The sequence below is a fragment of the Aquamicrobium lusatiense genome, assembly GCF_014201615.1.
GTDB classification, from domain to species: domain Bacteria; phylum Pseudomonadota; class Alphaproteobacteria; order Rhizobiales; family Rhizobiaceae; genus Mesorhizobium; species Mesorhizobium lusatiense.
This window is the reverse complement of record NZ_JACHEU010000001.1, coordinates 1001146-1019842: the sequence shown is the minus strand read 5'-3', so window position 1 is coordinate 1019842 and position 18697 is coordinate 1001146. Positions and strand designations below refer to the sequence as shown.

Annotated in this window: 12 protein-coding genes; 4 read left to right on the top strand and 8 right to left on the bottom strand. The window is 65.0% G+C overall.

The features are described from left to right. Nucleotide 1: 1 nt before the first annotated feature. From HNR59_RS04880 to HNR59_RS04870, 3 genes are read right to left on the bottom strand one after another with little or no spacing between them, the layout of a single operon-like run. A complete protein-coding gene (locus HNR59_RS04880; RefSeq protein WP_246374615.1) occupies nt 2-3007 on the bottom strand; it encodes an efflux RND transporter permease subunit in 3006 nt (1001 codons plus the stop codon). 56 nt (nt 3008-3063) lie between these two features. Next, nucleotides 3064-4152 (bottom strand): efflux RND transporter periplasmic adaptor subunit, encoded by a 1089-nt coding sequence (locus HNR59_RS04875; RefSeq protein ID WP_183826747.1) that lies wholly within the window; start codon nt 4150-4152, stop codon nt 3064-3066. Nucleotides 4153-4154: 2 nt separating this feature from the next. Beyond that, nucleotides 4155-5153: an efflux RND transporter periplasmic adaptor subunit gene (locus HNR59_RS04870; RefSeq protein ID WP_343060667.1), complete on the bottom strand. Its 999-nt coding sequence runs from the start codon at nt 5151-5153 to the stop codon at nt 4155-4157. A gap of 497 nt (nt 5154-5650) precedes the next feature. On the opposite strand from HNR59_RS04870, the gene tauA reads away from it, so the two are divergent. From tauA to HNR59_RS04855, 3 genes are all read left to right on the top strand, one after another. Beyond that, nucleotides 5651-6682 (top strand): taurine ABC transporter substrate-binding protein, encoded by a 1032-nt coding sequence (tauA, locus tag HNR59_RS04865; RefSeq protein ID WP_183826741.1) that lies wholly within the window; start codon nt 5651-5653, stop codon nt 6680-6682. A 213-nt stretch (nt 6683-6895) separates the two neighbouring features. Further along, nucleotides 6896-7708, top strand: a complete 813-nt coding sequence (locus HNR59_RS04860) for a taurine ABC transporter ATP-binding protein (protein WP_183826738.1) — start codon at nt 6896-6898, stop codon at nt 7706-7708. After that, entirely contained in the window at nt 7701-8528 is an 828-nt protein-coding gene (locus tag HNR59_RS04855) for an ABC transporter permease subunit (RefSeq protein ID WP_183826735.1), read from the top strand. The genes HNR59_RS04860 and HNR59_RS04855 overlap by 8 nt, the downstream gene beginning before the upstream one ends. A gap of 380 nt (nt 8529-8908) precedes the next feature. Here the strand turns inward: HNR59_RS04855 and HNR59_RS04850 are convergent, their stop codons facing one another. From HNR59_RS04850 to HNR59_RS04835, 4 genes are all read right to left on the bottom strand, one after another. Further along, nucleotides 8909-10441, bottom strand: a complete 1533-nt coding sequence (locus tag HNR59_RS04850) for a YifB family Mg chelatase-like AAA ATPase (protein WP_183826732.1) — start codon at nt 10439-10441, stop codon at nt 8909-8911. A 271-nt stretch (nt 10442-10712) separates the two neighbouring features. Further along, complete coding sequence (hrpB, locus tag HNR59_RS04845; RefSeq protein WP_183826729.1) at nt 10713-13178, bottom strand: ATP-dependent helicase HrpB; 2466 nt, start codon at nt 13176-13178, stop codon at nt 10713-10715. A gap of 7 nt (nt 13179-13185) precedes the next feature. Continuing rightward, nucleotides 13186-14172 (bottom strand): Gfo/Idh/MocA family protein, encoded by a 987-nt coding sequence (locus tag HNR59_RS04840; RefSeq protein ID WP_183826726.1) that lies wholly within the window; start codon nt 14170-14172, stop codon nt 13186-13188. 75 nt (nt 14173-14247) lie between these two features. Continuing rightward, on the bottom strand, nt 14248-15138 hold the full coding sequence (locus HNR59_RS04835) for a LysR family transcriptional regulator (protein ID WP_183826724.1): 891 nt from the start codon (nt 15136-15138) through the stop codon (nt 14248-14250). Between the two features lie 97 nt (nt 15139-15235). Between HNR59_RS04835 and HNR59_RS04830 the strand changes: the two genes are divergently transcribed. After that, nucleotides 15236-16231, top strand: a complete 996-nt coding sequence (locus tag HNR59_RS04830; RefSeq protein ID WP_183826721.1) for an aldo/keto reductase — start codon at nt 15236-15238, stop codon at nt 16229-16231. 58 nt (nt 16232-16289) lie between these two features. Here HNR59_RS04830 and pheT read toward each other — a convergent pair whose 3' ends face one another. After that, complete coding sequence (gene pheT / locus HNR59_RS04825; RefSeq protein WP_183826718.1) at nt 16290-18695, bottom strand: phenylalanine--tRNA ligase subunit beta; 2406 nt, start codon at nt 18693-18695, stop codon at nt 16290-16292. Nucleotides 18696-18697: the final 2 nt, after the last annotated feature.

The window sequence follows — 18697 nt, the reverse complement described above, 5'->3', positions numbered from 1 at the left end:
CTCAGACTTCTTCGACCGGTTCCGCCGCAGGCTCCTTCACCCGATGCCACGCCACATAGAGTGCCGGCAGGAACAAAAGCGTGATCGCGGTTCCGGCAATGATGCCGCCCATCATGGCGAAGGCCATTGGTCCCCAGAACACCTCGCGCGAGATCGGGATCAGCGCCAGACTGGCGGCGGCCGCGGTGAGCGCGATCGGCCGCATGCGGTGGGTGGAAGCGTCCACCACAGCATCCCAAGGATGCTGGCCCTCGCGGATATGATCCTCGACCTGCACGATGAGGATGACCGAGTTGCGGATCAGGATGCCGATCAGCGCCAGAACGCCCAGAATGGCGACGAAGCCGAGCGGCTTGTCGCTGAGCAGCATGGCGACCGATACGCCGATGATGCCGAGCGGCGCCACCGCCACCACGAGGAACAGGCTCTGGAAGCTCTGCAGCTGCAGCATCAGGATGGTGGCCATCACGAACAGCATCAGCGGCACCACGGCCACGATCGGCCCCTGGCTCTTGGCGCTTTCCTCCACCGTTCCCGCTGTCTCGACCTTGTATCCGGCCGGCAGTCCCGACGCGAAGGCATCGATCTTCGGCGCGATGTCGCTGACGATGGTATCGGGCATGGTCTTGTCGACGATGCCGGCGGAAACCGTGATGGTGGGAATGCGCCCGCGCCGCCACACCACCGGCTGCTCCAGCTCGTAGCGGAAGTCGGCGATGGCGGCGAGCGGCACGGAAGAGCCCGTGCCGGTGGCGATCTGGAGATTTTGCAGCGTCTCGATGGAGTTGCGCTCTGCTTCGCGCGCGCGCACCACCACATCGACCAGATAGGTGGCGTCGCGCACCTGCGTGATGGTGATGCCGCCGACCACGCCGTTGAGGGTGGTGGCGATGTCCTTCGACGAAATGCCGAGCTTGCGGGCCTTGTCCTGCAGCACGTCGACGCGCACCACGCGGCCGGGCTCGTTCCAGTCATAGGCGGCAACGCCCATCCGGTCGTCGGTGTCGAGAATGGCGGAGAGCTGCTGGGCGTAACCTCGCACCGTCTGGATATCCGGACCCGAGACGCGATACTGGATCGGACGGCCGACGGGCGGCCCGAGCTCCAGATATTTGACGAAGGCATCGGTGCCGACGAATTCCCGCCGCAGCACGTCGTTGAACTGCTGGCGCAACCGGTCGCGAGCCTCTATGTCTTTGGCGACGATTACCATCTGCCCGTAATAGGGATTAGAAAGCTGTACGTCGAAGGCCAGCACGAAGCGTACCGCGCCCTGCCCGATATAGCTGCTCCAGTGATCGATGTCGGGATTGTCCTTCAGCACCGTCTCCTCGAACCGCACCATCTGCGCGCTCGTGTCGGCGATGGAGCTGTTTTCGGGCAGGCGCCAGTCGATCACCAGTTCGGGCCTGTCCGATTCGGGGAAGAACTGCCGCTCGACGAAGGTCATGCCGAAGAGCGCCACTGCAAACAGCACGACCGTGATGACGATCGTCAGCCAGCGGAACCGCATGGCGGCAAGCAGGGCGCGGCCAAAGACGCGCATCACCGGCCCCGGCTCCTCTGCCGTCTTGTGCTTCATGGTCGCGGGCAGCAGCGTCACGCCAAGCAGGGGCGCGAACAGCACCGCCACGATCCACGACACCAGCAGCGACACACCGATGACGATGAACAGCGTGTAGGTGTATTCGCCGGCCTGGCTGGAATTGAGCCCTATGGGGATGAAGCCGGCAATCGTCACCAGCGTCCCCGTCAGCATCGGAAAGGCGGTGTGGGAATAGACATAGGTCGCCGCCTTGTTGAGCGGGTCGCCCTTTTCCAGCCGCGCCACCATCATCTCCACCGCGATCATCGCATCGTCGACCAGAAGGCCGAGCGCGATGATGAGCGCGCCCAGCGACACGCGCTGCAAGGAGATGTCCATGTAGGACATGGTCAGAAATGTGATGGCCAGCACCAGCGGAATGGACAGCGACACGACCAGACCGGCGCGCACGCCAAGGCTGACGAAGCTGACCGCCAGCACGATGACGACCGCCTCGAACAGCGCCTTTGTGAAACCCGAAACCGCGTGATCGACCACCTCCGGCTGGTCCGCCACCTTGGAGACGCCGATGCCGACCGGAAGGTCGCTCATCGTCTTCTGCATCAGCTCTTCCAGAGCCTGTCCGAACTCCAGCAGATTGCCGTTCGGCTTCATGCCGATGGCCAGCCCGATGGCGTTCTCGCCATTGACCCGGAACAGGGATTTCGGTGGGTCGACATAGCCGCGGGTGATGGTGGCCACGTCCGAAAGGCGGAAGAAACGGTCGTTGACGCGCAGGTTCACCGCGCGCAGATCCTCCTCCGAATTGAACTGGCCGCTGACCTGCACGCTGATGCGCTCGGGCCCCGCCTGCACAACGCCCGAGGGCGTGATGGCGTTCTGCGCCTGCAGGCTGTCCAGTATGGCCTGCTGGTCGAGACCGAGGGCTGCGATCTGCCGGGTCGAGAATTCCAGATAGATCGCCTCGTCCTGCGCGCCGATCAGCTCGACCTTGCCGGCGTTCTCTATCGTGAGGATGCGCGAGCGCACATCCTCGACATAATCGCGCAACTGGCGCATCGACAGGCCATCGGAGGTGAAGGCGTAGATGTTGCCGAACACGTCGCCGAAGCGGTCATTGAAATAAGGCCCGTAGACGCCTTCCGGCAGCGACGAGCGGATATCCTCGAGCATGTTGCGCACACGCACCCAGCTCGGCTCCACGTCCCTTGCCTTCACCGTGGACTTCAGATTGACGAACACGACCGACTGGCCGGCCGTGGTCACCGAGCGGGTGAAATCCAGCCCGTCCAGCTCTTCCAGCTTCTTCTCGATGCGGTCGGTGATCTGGTTGAGGGTCTCTTCGACGGACGCGCCCGGCCAGTTGGCCTGCACCACCATGGTCTTGATGGTGAAGTTCGGGTCTTCCTCGCGGCCAAGCTTCACATAGGAAGCCACACCCGCAATCAGGAACACGGCCATGAAATACCAGACGAGGGACCGGTGGTTCAAAGCCCAGTCGGAAAGATTGAAGCCCTTCAATTGCGCTTTCCTTCTCCCGCGAGCCGGACTTTCTGGCCCTCGACAAGTTCATGAACGCCCGCTGTCACCACATGGCTGCCCACCGGCACGTCATCCGTCACGAAGCCTGCCTGCGTGCGCTGAGTGACAGCGACCGCACGACGCGTCACCTGAAGGCTTTGCGGATCAACCAGCCATACGGACGTTGCGCCGTCCTTTTCGTAGAGAGCGCCGGGCGGAAGCACGACGGGCGCGGTTTCCGCGGCCCGGTGCGCCACGCGCACGGTGGCGCCCAGCCGGAAGCCCGGCTCGGGGTCCTGAAGCTCGATCCGTACACGACGGAGACGCGTCTGCGGATCGGCCTGCGGCGCCACTTCGCGAACCCTGCCCTTGCCGGTGACGGAAGGATCGGCCTGCAGCCGCACCTCGAATTCGGTGCCTGGACTGAGCAGGCCGTTCAGACGGTCAGGCACGTCGACCACGGCTTCGCGGATGTCCGGACGCGCCACCGTCAGCACGGGCTGTCCGGCCGCCACCGTCTCGCCCACCTCGGCATGAACTTCGGACACGACGCCATCAAAATCCGGGCGAAGCCGGGCATAGCTGCGCTGGTCCTCGGCCTTGTTCAATCCCGCACGCGCTTTTTCAAGCCCTGCGGCGGCACTGTCGCGCGCCTGACGGGCTGCATCGTAGACCGCCTGCGATACGCTTCTGGAAGCCAGCAGCGCGCTCTGCCGCTCCTCGCTCGCCGCCGCACTCGCAAACTGCGCCTCGGCGCTGGCGAGATCGGCCTTTGCAGACTGTACTGAGAGATCAAGGGCCGAGGGATCTATGGCTGCGACCGTATCGCCCTTTTGCACAAGGTCGCCGACATTGACCGGGCGGCTGGTGAGCCTGCCGAGCACCCGAAACGCGAGTGCGGTGCTGTAACGGGGTTCGATGGTGCCGGTAAAGCCGGTTTCCGCAACCGGGCTGGGCTCGACGATGGTGTAGATCACGGGGCGCGGCGGAGCTTCGGGTTCGGGCGCCTCAGCCTCGCTGCAGGCGGAAAGAACCAGAAGCGGGGTGGATGCAAGGAGCACACGCAGGAACACGGATCGTATCATGATCACTTCCCCTCACCGCCGGCGGGCTGCTCGTTCAGTATGTCGACGACCTGTCCCTCATGAAGCATGTGGCCGCCTTTCACCACAATTGTCGCGCCCTCATCCAGCCCCGAGCGAAGGATCAGGCGCTCGCGCTCATAGGCCAGCACTTCGACCGGCGCGAGCGACACGGTTTTGCTATCGGGGGCCACCCGCCACACTGCCGGGTGGCCGCGATCGGAAGTCAGCGAACTCCACGGCAGCACCACCACATCGTTCACCGGCAGATGCACGGCAGCCGTGGCCACCGCGCCAAGCGCCATCTGCGGCGGCGGATCGATGATTTCCACCTTGACCCGCACGGTGCCGGTGCGCGCATCGACCACCGGCGAAACCTCCCGGACACGGCCGCTCGCCTCGACCGACGGATCAGACAGGAGCTTGAGCGTGACCGGCGTTCCGGGCGGGCCGTGATTGACGAGCGTTTCCTGCACATCGAGCACCACGTCGCGGCCCCCGTCCTCGGCCAGCGAGAAGGCGGCCTGCGCTGCCTGCACCACCTGCCCCACCTCGACATTGCGTGCCGTGATGATGCCGGCCGAGGGCGCGCGCAATTCGGTATAGGAAAGCTCGTCGCGGGCATTCTCCAGCGCGCTTTCGGCACTGGTCAGCGTATTTTTCGCGGTCAGCCATTGCTGCTCGACCTGATCGAAACGGCTTCTGGTGGTAAAGCCCTGATCCAGCAACTGCCGCTGGCGCTGATAGGTGGCCTCAGCCTCGACCAGCAGAGCCTGCGCCGCATCGCGCGATGCCTGCGCGGCGCGCAGGTTGGTTTGCTGCTCGGCATCGTCGAGCTTCGCCAGAACATCACCCGGTTTCACATGGGTGCCGACATCGGCGGTGCGCTCCACGATCTGGCCGCTGACCCGAAATGAAAGATCGACATTGAGGCGGGCATGGATGTCGCCCGAAATTTCCAGAGGCTGGCTGTAGCTCGCATAGCCGACAGTCTGCACCGTCACCGCGAGATTTTCGGCCCTGGCCGCATTCAGGGAACAACACGCAACAAGAGCACCAGCAAGCAAGGGCATGCACACGTGTCGAGACAATGGTTGTTTACCCATAGCGGACCCAGCTTTCCCGGCATTTCTGCGAACTTCACCGGCTGATGGCACCGGCCACATACAAGACATAACCATTCCGGGCCAGAAGTTAAAATTCCTGTATTTTCCTGCCTTTACAAGAGCATCCCTTGCAGAGGCAAAACTGCCCCTCACCCGACAACAAGGCAAAGATTTAGCACGTGCCACATGATTTCAAGGGCATTGCGGCCGGCGCACGCCCCCTCCCCAGACCGGGAGGGCATGGGTGATGGTCATTGGACTCATTGAAGTTTTGAATTGGATATAAGGTGTGCGCAGAGGCTCACCTAGAGTCAGAACGGCTGAAGAAAGCGAACATCGAAGTCGCAGCCTCTGGCGGGCCAACGGAATTCCGCTGTTTCAATGGGAGATAATCGATGAAACCGTTTCAGGTATTGAAAGGCATTGCATGCGCTGCCTCGATGGCAGCATCGTTCCTCTATGCGGGGGCTGCCTTCGCCCAGACGACGATCGTCGTCGGCTATCAGCAGATCGTCGGCCCGTTCGTGGCGGCCATTGCCGACGGACGCTTCGACGAAGCACTGAAGGACACCGGCTACAAGGTTGACTGGCGCCAGTTCTCGTCGGCGGGCGATATTTCCACCGCGCTTGCTTCCGGCAACGTGCCGATCGGCGTCATCGGCTCGACGGGTGCTGCGGCAGCCGCCACGCGCGGCGTCGACATGCAGCTTTTCTGGATCCTCGACAATATCGGCAAATCGGAAGCGCTGGTGGCCCGCGAAGGCTCCGGCATCGAAAAACCGGAAGATCTGAAGGGCAGGAAAGTAGGCGTTCCGTTCGTTTCGACCTCGCACTTCCATCTGCTGGTCGGCATGGAGAAGGTGTGGAACATCGATCCGCGCGAGGTCAACATCCTCAACATGAAGCCGCCGCAGATCGTGGCCGCATGGCAGCGTGGCGACATCGATGCCGCCTATGTCTGGCCGCCGGCTCTCTCCGAAATCCTCAAGACCGGCAAGGTCATCTCCGACTCCGAGGTGATCGGCAAGGAAAGCGTGCCGACATTCGACGCCATTGTCGTGGACCGCAAGTTCGCGGCCGAAAACGCCGAATTCATGAACGCCTTCACCAAAGTGCTGGCTGACGCCTATGCCGACTACGCCATGAACAAGGACAAGTGGACGGCGGATTCCCCGGAGGTGCAGGGCATCGTCAGGATGATCGGCGGCTCGCCCGAAGATGTGGTCGAAGCCCTTGATCTCCTCGTCTTCCCGAGCGCCGAGGAGCAGGCCTCCAATGTCTGGCTTGGGGGTGGCGCCGAAAGCGGCGCGGTGCGCGCTTTCACGGAAAGTGCTAAATTCCTGGTCGAGCAGAAGCAGATCGACCACGCGCTGGAAGACTACGCCCCCTTCGTGAACGCGGATTTCGCGACGGCGGCTTCGAAGTAGCGGCTGCAAGACCGGCCGGCGGCGGGATCGCCATGCGTCCATCCGGACGCACAAAGGACGATCTGAATTATTGACAGAGCATCGGAATATCCGAAATCCGGATTCCACGTTTCGGCCCGATGCTCTAACGCCGCCGGCTGTTCCCATACGGGGCCGCCACGGTCCTGTAGCCACCGGCGCATGCCCTGACGACATGGTGCGAGAAGGCAAGACATGGAAACGCTCAACATAAGCAATGTGAACCTGACCTATCCAGGTCTCCACTCGGACGAAGCGGTGATTGCACTGAAGGGCGTCAACCTGACGATCCACAGCGGCGACTTCGTGGTGGCGCTGGGCGCTTCCGGCTGCGGCAAGACCACGCTGCTCAACCTGATGGCCGGCTTCATGGCGCCGACCGCCGGCGACATTACGCTGGGCGGCCGACGCGTCACCGGCCCGGGCGCCGACCGCGGCGTGGTGTTCCAGAAGCATGCGCTGCTGCCCTGGCTCAACGTCATCGACAATACCGAATTCGGCCTCAAGCTTCAGGGCGTGCCGAAGGACCAGAGACGCGAGCGCGCCGTGCGCAATCTGGCGCTGGTCGGCCTGCAGGACTTCCACAGGCACATGATCTACCAGCTTTCCGGCGGCATGCAGCAGCGCGTGGGCATTGCACGGGCGCTGACCTGCGACCCGGCCATGCTGCTGATGGACGAGCCGATGGCCGCCCTCGACGCGCTGACGCGCGAGACCATTCAGGAATTGCTGCTCAGGGTCTGGCAGCACACCAACAAGATGTTCTTCTTCATCACCCACAGTGTCGAGGAAGCGCTATTCCTCGGCTCGCGGCTGATCGTCATGTCGCCACGGCCGGGCCGCATCACCCACACCTACGAACTCGACTTCAACCGCCGTTTCCTCGAAAGCGGAGATGCGCGCGCAATCAAGTCCAGCCCCGACTTCATCGAAATGCGGGAAACCATACTGGGGATTATCTATGGCGACGAGCGAGCATCAGGAAATCCGGAGCTGGCCCATGCTTGAGCGGCTGTCCAAGGCGAAATCCGCACAACCCGGCAAGGTCTATGGCGCACCGGGCGAGGGCTACAGCGGCCATATCAGCCTCATCACGGCACTGGTGCTGATTGCGCTGTGGTTCCTCGTCACCTCGATGGGGTGGGTGAGGCCGCTGTTCCTGCCTTCTCCGATTGCCGTCTACAACAAGTTCATCCTTGCCATGACCGACGGCGTTGCCAACTCCACGCTCATCGAACACACGCTTGCCAGCCTCGGCCGCGTCTTCGGCGCTTTCGCGCTGGCCTGCGTGACGGCCATTCCGATCGGCATCCTGATGGGCGTCAACCGGGTCGTTCGCGGCGTGCTCGACCCGATCATCGAGTTCTACCGGCCGCTGCCACCGCTCGCCTATCTGCCGCTGGTCATCATCTGGCTGGGCATCGGCGAGTTCCCAAAAGTCTTCCTGATTTTCCTCGCCATCTTCGCGCCGATGGCGATCGCGGCCCGCGCCGGCGTGCGCTCGGTCTCGACCGAACAGATCCACGCCGCCTATGCGATGGGCGCAACCAGCCAGCAGGTGATCACTCAGGTCATCATGAAGGCGGCGCTGCCGGAAATCTTCACCGGGATGCGCATTGGCATCGGTGTCGGCTGGACGACTCTGGTGGCGGCCGAAATGGTGGCGGCCAGCCGCGGCCTCGGCTTCATGGTGCTGAATGCAGCCGAATATCTGGCAAGCGACACCGTCATCATGGGCATCATCGTGATCGGCGTCTTCGCCTTCGCCTTCGACCTGCTCATCCGCCATCTGGAAAAGGTCTTCATCCCGTGGAAGGGTCGCATCTGACGGACCTTCGACCGAATGAACCCGACAAAAGCCGGCGCACCTCGCCGGCTTTTTCATTTTCGCGCCCGCCCCATATGCTCCGTGCGCTGTAGCAATTTCAGCAGAAGTGCACTGCGGTTTTGTGCGCTCCGCATTGCGCGAAAATAAAGGATCGGAGCATTTCTGCGATCCGGGAAAAAGCAGAAATGCTCCAATCCGGTGCAGCCGACACCTGCTGCGCCGCCATCCGATCAAGTGCCATTCACCACGCCGGAAAAAACCGTCGCGGATCAGTACGGCAAGCGCCGCCAACCGTCCCTTGCCGAGCTCCGCACACACACACACACAGGGAAGCTGCCACGCGCCCGATGATCACTCAGGCCGGCAGCCCGGAGGCAAAACTATGCAGCCTTCGCCATGAGCCCGGTCTCCATGCGGTAGGAGATCGCCTCCGCCACATGGATGCGGCCGATGCCCTCGCTGCCGTCGAGATCGGCCAGCGTGCGCGCAACTTTCAGCACGCGGTGATAGGCGCGGCCGGAGAAGCCGAGCTTTTCGCTGGCATCCTGCAGAAGCATCATTCCTCCCTGATCGGGGGTGGCGACCACCTCGATCAGCGAAGGCGGGCACTGGGCGTTGGTCAGCGCTCCATCGGCACCCAGCGCCTCGAAACGGGCTCGCTGGAGATCGCGCGCCCGCGCCACGCGCGTGGCCACGGCAGCGCTCGCTTCCGACTTTCCCGGGCGGATCAGGTCGGCAGCCGAAACCGCAGGCACCTCGATCCTGAGATCAATGCGGTCCAGCAAGGGTCCGGAGATGCGGGCCTGATATTCCGTGCGGCAGCGCTCGCCGCGCGCACAGCGAAAACCCGGTTCGCCAGCCATGCCGCAGCGGCAGGGATTCATGGCGGCGACCAGCTGGATCCGTGCCGGGTAGCTGATGCGGTGATTGGCGCGCGCGATCATGCAGGAACCCGTTTCGAGCGGCTGGCGCAGCGCATCGAGGGTCTGCGGAGAAAATTCAGGAAACTCATCCAGAAACAGCACGCCGTGATGGGCCAGCGATATCTCACCGGGACGCGCCCTGAACCCGCCGCCCACCAGCGCCGCCATCGAGGCGGAATGATGCGGGGCCCGGAACGGCCGGCGATCGGTAAGCCGCCCGCCCGCCAGTTCCCCGGCAATAGACGCAATCATCGACACGTCCAGCAACTCGCGCGGCGACAGCGGCGGCAGGATCGACGGCAGCCGCTGGGCGAGCATGGATTTCCCCGAGCCCGGCGGGCCGGTCATCAGCAGATTGTGACCGCCTGCGGCCGCCACCTCAAGCGCCCGGCGCGCACTTTCCTGCCCCTTGATGTCGGCCAGATCGGGCAGATCGGCGCTGCCGGCGCGCACGCCCGGCTCAGGCCGCGTGAGCACCTGCGTGCCCCGGAAATGATTGGCAAGCGCGATCAGGCTGCGCGGCGCCAGAAGGTCAAATTCGATACCGGCCCACGCCGCTTCGGCCCCGCAATCATGCGGACAGATCAGGCCCCGGCCCTCTCCGTTGGCGGCGATCGCTGCCGGCAGCGCACCGGCGACCGAAGCGATGGCGCCATCCAGCGACAGTTCTCCCAGAACCACATAGGCGCTCAGCGCCTCGCCCGGAATGACCCCGAGCGCGGCCATCAGCCCCAGCGCGATCGGCAGGTCGTAATGGCTGCCTTCCTTGGGCAGATCGGCAGGCGCCAGATTGACCGTCACGCGTTTGGCGGGCATCGACAGGCCGGACGCATGAAGGGCGGCCTGCACACGCTCACGGCTTTCCGCGACCGCCTTGTCGGGCAGGCCGACGATGGACATGCCCACCTTTCCCGGCGCCACCATGATCTGCACGTCGACGGGCACGGCCTCGATGCCCTGAAAGGCGACCGTTCGCACGCGTGAAACCATGCTATGCCTCCCCCTGTGCGTCCCCGGAGCGCACACCACGACGTCAAAACCCGACCTCGCCCGTCAGGCCGAACCTTCCCCTTGGTCAGGCATACAGGAAAGCACGATTTTTCACGGCATGCAAGAACAATACAGGAACAAATACCAGCTCTGGGTGCACTCAGGTTGCAGACAATTGCAAAAGCAGAACAGACGTTCCTGCTGCCCCTGCGTCAGAATTTCTCGATGCCCCTTGGGAAGCGCTCCGACCCGTGCGGCCGGTCAAAACATTTCAGGTTCCGCGAGGCTTCGCCCTGCTGGTAGCCTGTGCCTGAAGCGGGTTCTCCGGCCAGACATGTTTTGGATAGCGCCCGCGCATGTCGGAGCGCACATCCGCCCATGAGCCGCGCCAGAAGCCCGGCAGGTCGCGCGTGGTCTGGATCGGCCGGTGCGCCGGCGACAGCAGTTCCAGCGTCAGCGGCACCGTGCCGCCGGCGATAGCCGGATGGGCAGCGAGGCCGAACAGTTCCTGCACGCGGATGGCCAGAACCGGCTGCTCGCCGTCATAGCGGACCGGTACGTGGCTGCCCGATGGCGCATCGAAATGGGTGGGCGCCAGCGCATCGATGCGCCGCTGAAGATCGTGCGGCACCAGCGCGGTCAGCCCGGCCGTCAACGCATTGCCGCTGATGGAGGCGAGCGAGGCCGATCCGGTGAGAAAGGGCAGCAGCCAATCCTCAAGCCGGGCGGTCAGCGCCTCGTCGCTCATATCCGGCCACGGGTCGCCAAGACCCTTGTGCAGCCATGACAGCCGCTGGCGCAGTGCCGTTGCCTCCTTGCCCCATGGCAGGATGGAGACACCGTGCGCACGCACAGCATCGAGCACGGCTTCATTCGCCTCGTCGCCAGTCGGGGCGGGCAGCATGCGCTCGGCAAGCACGATGGCGCCCAGCCGGCTCTGCTCGCGCACCCGCACGCTGCGGCGCTCGAGATCAAACAGCGTATCGCGGCGGCTTTCGATGGCGTGGCCGAGCAAGGCGCGGATGTCGTCTTCGCCGACCGCAGCCGCTGCCGTGATGCGCGCATTCTGCGCCTTGCCCTGCAAGTCCGCGACGACGAGAAAGGGTTCCGCAGCCAGCGGGTCGGCCGCGTCGAGCATCGCGCCCGAGCCATTGGCGAGCACGAAGCGCCCGCGCTCGCCGCGCGCCTTGGCGACGCGATCCGGCCATGCATGCAGCAGCAGCGCGCCGGGCGAGGATGGGGCGTCGCTGTTCACGCCTCCGCCGGCGCTACGCGCCAGCCGCTGCGCCAATTGCCGCGCCGCATTGGCGCGGGGTGATTTCTCGCCGGCAAAGCGCATCAGCCGCCGTTCCAGATCGGCGCTGTCGCCGCCAAGCCCGCGCTCGGTCAGAAGCACGGCGAGAAGGGCCGCGTCCCGCTCATGCCCATTTCGGGCAGCCTCGGCCACCATATGCGCAAGCCGCACCGGCAAGGCGAGGCGCCGCATCGCCTGGCCGGCTCCGGTCAGGCGGCCATCGCCATCGATGGCGTCCAGCGTGCGCAGAAGATTGCGCGCCTCGTTGAGCGCAGGAGCGGGCGGCGGGTCGAGGAAGGCAAGGCTTGCGGGATCGGCAACGCCGAACGCCGCGCAGTCCAGCAACAGGCCGGAGAGGTCGGCGGCAAGGATTTCGGGCGGCGTGAAGGCGGGAAGCGCCGCCGTCTGCTCGGTGCGCCACAGCCGGATCGCCACGCCGGGCTCCGTGCGCCCGGCACGCCCGGCGCGCTGGTCGGCCGAGGCGCGCGACACGCGCACCGTCTCCAGCCGGGTGAGGCCGCTGGCCGGCTCATAGGCGGGCAGGCGCGCCAGTCCGCTGTCGATGACGACGCGCACGCCATCTATGGTGATCGAGGTTTCGGCAATGGCCGTGGCCAGCACCACCTTGCGCCGGCCGGCGACAGGCGGGCGGATGGCGGCGTCCTGCGCCTTCGCATCCATCATGCCGTAGAGCCGCACGATGTCGGTGTCGGCCGCGACGCGGCCTTCCAACCGCTCGGCGGTGCGCTCGATCTCGCGCTGGCCGGGCAGGAAGGCAAGCACGCTGCCGGCCTCTTCCGACAGGGCCGCACGGATGGCGGCGGCCATGGCATCCTCGACCGGCGTGCCGGCGGGGCGTTCCCGATAGCGGATGTCGACGGGAAAGGCGCGGCCCTCGCTTTCGATCACCGGGGCACCGTCAAGCAATTTTGCCACGCGCGCGCCATCCAGCGTCGCCGACATCACCAGCAGGCGCAGATCGGGACGCAGCGCGCCCTGCACGTCGAGCGCCAGCGCGAGGCCGAAATCGCCGTCCAGCGAGCGTTCGTGAAACTCGTCGAAGATGACGGCCTTGATGCCGGGCAGCTCGGGATCGTCGAGGATCATGCGCGCCAGCACGCCCTCGGTGACAACAAGGATGCGGGTGCGCTCCGACACGCGCTTTTCCATGCGCATGGCATAGCCGACCACGCCGCCCGGCTCCTCGCCCAGAAGGGAGGCCATGCGTCGTGCCGCGGCGCGCGCCGCCAGCCGGCGCGGTTCCAGAAGCACGATGGTGCCGCCCTCGCGCCAGCCGGCATCGAGCAGGCTGAGTGGCACGAGCGTCGTCTTGCCGGCGCCTGGCGGTGCAACCAGCACCGCCTTGTTGCCATGCTCCAACGCTGTGCCCAGATCGGCCAGAACGGCGGTGACCGGAAGTTCCGGCAATAAAATCTTGCTCATCGGGGGATCAGACCGGCTCCCAGCCGTCATGTTCGCCGGCGCGGAAGATGGCGTCGATGACCTTCTGGTTCAGCACCGATTCCTCCAGCGTGAAGATGCGGTCTGTCCCTCCGCGAGCGGCCCGCACGAACGCCTCGACCTGAAGGCGATATTGTTGCGCGCCGGGGAAGCGAAACAGCTGCGCCGCATCGTGGTTCTGGTTGTGCAGCGTCACCACATGGTCGTCATAAAGCCCGGCGTTGAAGGGCGAAGCGACCTCGATGAAACCCCTGTCGCCATGGAAGACCATGATCTGGCGCGCGGCCATCTGCGTCGACAGATAGAAGGACAGCTCGAAGGTGCCGAAATCGGCGCGCACCGAGGAATAGATATCTGTGCCGAAGGTGGCGTCGCGCTCGATGGTGGCCTGCACGCGCTGCGGTTCGCTCCCCGTTGCGAAGCGCGTCGTCACGGTCGGGTAGACGCCGATGTCGGGCAGCGCGCCGCCGCCAAGATCGGGCCGGTTGCGCATGTTCTGCGGATCGACGTTGAAATAGGAGAAAGCGCCCTGCACATGGCGCAGCCGGCCGATGGCCCCTTCCGCGATCAGTTCCCGCACCCTGATCCACTGCGGATGATGAACGACCATGAAGGCTTCGCTGACCAGCACCTTGTGCCGATCGCGCAGCGCAATCAGCAGGGCGATATCTTCCGCCTTCAGCGCCAGCGGCTTTTCCACCAGCACATGCTTGCCGGCCCCGATGGCCTTCGCCGTCCACTCGACATGCTGCGAGGTCGGCAGGGGAATGTAGACACCGTCCACCTCCGGGCAAGCCAGCTGCTCCTCATAGGAGCCGAAGGCATGGGGTGCGTTCCACCGGTCGGCCAGTTGCCGGGCGCGGGCCTGATCGCGGCTGGCGATTGCCGACACCACGCCATTGTCGGAACCGGCGATGGCCGGAAGCAATTGCTCGCGCGCGATCTTCGCCGTCGAAAGGACACCCCAGCGGAACATGGTCCTGCCTCCAGAATTATCGGCCCGGATTTGCCCCAAAGGAGCGGAAAAGCCAAGCGGCCGGAAGATTACCTTTTAGCCGCGCCAGCGAAAGAAATCCACGAAGGCCCTGAGCGCCGGGCGCATCTGCTTGCGGCTGGGATAGTAGACGAAGAAGCCGTCGAAGGGCGGGCACCAGTCCTCCAGCAGGCGCACCAGCCGCCCGTCCGCCAGAGGCTGGCGCACATAATCTTCAAAGAGGAAGGCGATGCCTGCGCCATCGAGCGCGGCCTGCACGATCACCCGGTCTTCGCCGAGAATCAGAGGACCGTCCACATCCATGACGATCTCCTCGCCCTCCTTTGCAAACTCCCAGCGATAGATGACGCCGCTGGAAAAGCGAAAGCGGATGCAGCGGTGATTGGCGAGGTCGCGCGGATGCAAGGGCAACTCCCTGCCCGCGAGACAGGAGGGAGCGGCCACCACCGCCCCACGCAGCTGGGGGCCGATACGCACGGCGATCATGTCGCGCTGCAGGCTTTCGCCGAGCCGCACGCCAGCATCGAAGCCGCCTTCCACGACATCTGTAAAGCGGTCCTCGCTGACGATCTCCAGCGTGATGTCCGGATAGGCGGCGGCGAAGGCGGCAAGGCGCGGTGCGAGTGCCAGCTCGGCGGCGGTGCGCGGCACGTTGAGGCGCAGCTTTCCGGCCGGCCTGTCGCGCGCTTCGAGCGCCTGTTCGAGCGCAAGGTCTATTTCCGAGAGCGCCGGCCGCAACCGTTCCAGCAAGGCAGCGCCTTCGCCGGTCGGGGCGACGCTGCGCGTGGTTCTGGCCAGCAGCCGCACCCCAAGCCGCGCCTCCAGCACCGAGACGGCGTGGCTGACGGCCGATGGGGCAATGCCCAGTTCACGCGCGGCGGCGCGGAAACTGCCGTGCTGCGCAACGACCGAAAGAACGGCGAGATGAGAAAGCTGGTTTCGCGACATTGATCGAAGATATAGAACAGCCAATGCACAAACAAACGGATTATCGAACGATGATCCGGCTCCTATCTCTGCCTCATCCCACACAGGAGGCTTGCAGATGCAACCACGCAAACTTGGAACTGAACTCACCGTCAATCCCATCGGCCTCGGCTGCATGGGCATGAGCTTCGCCTATGGCGGACAGGAGGAAAAAGACTCCATCGCCACCCTACACCGGGCCGTGGAGATCGGTGTCGATTTCTTCGACACGGCGGAAGTCTATGGTCCGTTCGAGAACGAGCGTCTCGTCGGCAAGGCGCTGAAGGGCGTGCGCGACAAGGTCACCATCGCCACCAAGTTCGGCTTCAGGATCAGCGACGAAGGCACAGGGGCCGGGCGCATGACGGGCGTGGACAGCCGCCCCGAGCACGTCAAGGCGGTCGCGGAAGCCTCGCTGAAGCGCCTCGGCACGGATGTCATCGACCTCTACTACCAGCACCGCGTCGACCCCTCGGTGCCGATCGAGGATACGGTGGGCGCGATGGCCGATCTGGTGCGCGAGGGCAAGGTGCGCGCGCTCGGCCTTTCGGAAGTGAGCCCACAGACCCTGCGGCGCGCCCACGCGGTTCACCCGATCGCCGCCGTGCAGAGCGAATATTCGCTGTGGAGCCGCGAGCCGGAAGACGAGATTTTTGCCGTCTGCCGGGAACTCGGTGTCGGCTTCGTGCCCTACAGCCCGCTCGGGCGCGGTCTGCTCACCGGCGCCATCCGCAAGGCCGACGCACTGGGCGAAGACGACTGGCGCCGCACCCTGCCGCGCTTTCAGGCAGAGGCGATGGAGGCCAATGAACGGCTCGTGACGCTGCTGGAACAGATGGCAGAAGGCAAGGGCGTGACGGCAGCGCAACTGGCGCTGGCCTGGGTTCTGCATCAGGGCGAATTCATCGTGCCGATCCCCGGCGCGCGCCGCATCGCCCATCTGGAACAGAATGTGGCGGCAGCGCAGATCGCGCTGAGCGACAAAGAGGTGGCCGACATCGGGGCGGCCCTGTCGCCGGACAAGGTGGCCGGCAAGCGCTACACGGAAGAAGCGCTTTCGCTCACCAACGGCTGAAACGATTGCGGGCAGGCGGATCGCTCCGCCTGCCCGCTTCTTCATGTCTTCAGGCCGTTCAGCCGCGCAGCGCGCCGCCGGTCTGCTTCCTCACATTCTCGACGATGCGGCCAGCCAGCGCCTCGAAATCCTCTTCGGTCAGCGTCTTTTCGACGGGCTGGATGGTAACCTCGATGGCGATGGATTTCTTGCCCTCGCCCAGCGAAGCGCCCTCGAAAATGTCGAACACATTGACGTCGGTGACCAGCTTCCTGTCGGCGGCAAGGGCTGCCTTGACCAGCGAACCGGCCTCGACCGCCTTTTCAACCACGAAGGCGAAATCGCGCTTCACCGCCTGGAAGGCGGAAAGCTCAAGCTTCGGCTTGGTGCGGGTCGGCTTGGCCTTGGCCTCGGGAACAGCGTCCACGAACACCTCGAAGCCGGCCAGAGGGCCGCTGGCGTCGAGCGCTTCCAGCACCTTCGGATGGAACTCGCCGAAATGGCCGAGCACCACCTTGGGACCGAGCTTGATGACGCCCGAGCGGCCCGGATGATACCAGCCGGGCGCGGCGGCCTCGATCTGCAAGCGGTCCACCGGCGCGCCGCAGGCTTCCAGAACGGCAATCGCATCGGCCTTGGCGTCATAGACGCCGACCGGTGCGGCATTGCCGCTCCAGTAGCGGCCCGAGCCTTCCAGCTTCGCGGTGCCGCGGCGGATGCCTGCCGCAACGCGGCGCTGCTTTTCAGGCGTGTCGCCCTCATAGGTGCCGGAGACCTCGAACAGGGCGACGTCGCCCATGCCGCGATCCGCATTGCGCTGGGCCGCAGCAATCAGGCCGGGCAGCAGCGAGGGGCGCATGTCCGACATGTCGGCGGCAATCGGGTTGGCGAGCTTCAGTGCCGCCTGCCCGCCGCCGAACAATTCGGCGTGCTTTGCCGGGATGAACGACCACGTGACCGCTTCCAGCATGCCGCGCACGGCCAGCGCGCGCCGGGCGAAGCGGCTGCGGATCTGCAGCGTGGTGAGGATCTTGCCGTTGACCGCATCGTGGCTGGACAGCGGGCGCGGCGCGATCTCGTCCACGCCGTGGATGCGCATCACCTCCTCCACCAGATCGGCCTTGCCGTCCACATCCGGCCGCCATGACGGCACCTCGACATCGACCACATCGCCATTGCCGAGCGGTTTGAATCCGAGGCGGGTGAGGATCGACAGGCTCTCGTCCTTCGGCACATCGAGGCCGGTCAGCCGCTTCACCTCCGACAGCGGGAAGGAGACGACCTTCGGCTTATGTCCGGCATAGCCGACCACCTGCGTCTCAGTCGGCTCGCCGCCACACAGGTCGAGAACCATGCGGGTGGCCAGTTCCAGTCCCGGCACCATGTATTCGGGGTCGGCACCGCGCTCGAAACGATAGCGGGCGTCGGTGATGATGCCGAGCGCGCGGCCGGTGCGGGCGACGTTGAGCGCATCCCAGAGTGCCGACTCGATCAGCACGTCGGTGGTGTTCTCGTCACAGCCGGAATGCTCGCCACCCATGATGCCGGCGATGGATTCGACGCCATTGTCGTCGGCGATGACGCACATCTCCGGCGTCAGTTCATACTCACGCCCGTCCAGCGCCAGAACCTTCTCACCGGCCTGAGCGCGACGCACAACAAGATTGCCGGCGACCTTCCTGGCATCGAACACATGCAGCGGACGGCCACGGTCGAAGGTTATGTAGTTGGTGATGTCGACCAGCGTGTTGATGGGGCGAAGGCCGATGGCGATCAGCCGCTTCTGCATCCATTTGGGCGACGGGCCGTTCTTCACGCCGCGCACAAGGCGCAGCGCGAAGCCGGGGCACAGGTCGGGCGCCTCGATGGTCAGTTCCACCGGCGTCTCGCCCTTGCCGGCGACGGGCGCAACCGGGCCGGTTTTCAGCGTGCCGAGGCCGGAGGCGGCGAGATCGCGCGCGATGCCGTAGACGCCGGTGGCATCGGGACGATTGGGCGTCAGGTTGATCTCGATGACCGGATCGTCCAGTTCCGCCCAGCTTGCGTAAGACGTGCCGACCGGCGCATCACCGGGCAGATCGATGATGCCGTCATGCTCGTCGGAAAGCTGCAATTCGCGCTCCGAACACATCATGCCGTGGCTCTCGACGCCGCGGATCTTGCCGACCGATAGCGTCACGTCGATGCCGGGCACATAGGTGCCGGGGGCGGCAAAGGCGCCAACCAAACCCGCCCGGGCATTGGGCGCGCCGCATACCACCTGAACAGGTGTGCCGGATCCAGTATCGACCGACAGAACACGAAGCTTGTCGGCGTCGGGATGCTTTTCGGCGGTCAGCACCTTGGCGATGACGAAGGGCTTGAGCGCTGCCTTGTCGTCGACGGATTCGACCTCGAGGCCGATGGCCGTCAGCCGCTCGACGATCTCGTCCAGCGTGGCTTCGGTTTCGAGGTGCTCTTTCAGCCAGGAGAGGGTGAATTTCATTT

Bases quoted from the DNA above. Each gene is read 5' to 3' on its own strand.
- HNR59_RS04880 (WP_246374615.1), bottom strand. From the start codon at position 3,007: ATGGCCGTGTTCCTGATTGCGGGTGTGGCTTCCTATGTGAAGCTTGGC.
- HNR59_RS04875 (WP_183826747.1), bottom strand. From the start codon at position 4,152: ATGATACGATCCGTGTTCCTGCGTGTGCTCCTTGCATCCACCCCGCTT.
- tauA (WP_183826741.1), top strand. From the start codon at position 5,651: ATGAAACCGTTTCAGGTATTGAAAGGCATTGCATGCGCTGCCTCGATG.
- HNR59_RS04860 (WP_183826738.1), top strand. From the start codon at position 6,896: ATGGAAACGCTCAACATAAGCAATGTGAACCTGACCTATCCAGGTCTC.
- HNR59_RS04855 (WP_183826735.1), top strand. From the start codon at position 7,701: ATGCTTGAGCGGCTGTCCAAGGCGAAATCCGCACAACCCGGCAAGGTC.
- HNR59_RS04850 (WP_183826732.1), bottom strand. From the start codon at position 10,441: ATGGTTTCACGCGTGCGAACGGTCGCCTTTCAGGGCATCGAGGCCGTG.
- hrpB (WP_183826729.1), bottom strand. From the start codon at position 13,178: ATGAGCAAGATTTTATTGCCGGAACTTCCGGTCACCGCCGTTCTGGCC.
- HNR59_RS04840 (WP_183826726.1), bottom strand. From the start codon at position 14,172: ATGTTCCGCTGGGGTGTCCTTTCGACGGCGAAGATCGCGCGCGAGCAA.
- HNR59_RS04835 (WP_183826724.1), bottom strand. From the start codon at position 15,138: ATGTCGCGAAACCAGCTTTCTCATCTCGCCGTTCTTTCGGTCGTTGCG.
- HNR59_RS04830 (WP_183826721.1), top strand. From the start codon at position 15,236: ATGCAACCACGCAAACTTGGAACTGAACTCACCGTCAATCCCATCGGC.
- pheT (WP_183826718.1), bottom strand. From the start codon at position 18,695: ATGAAATTCACCCTCTCCTGGCTGAAAGAGCACCTCGAAACCGAAGCC.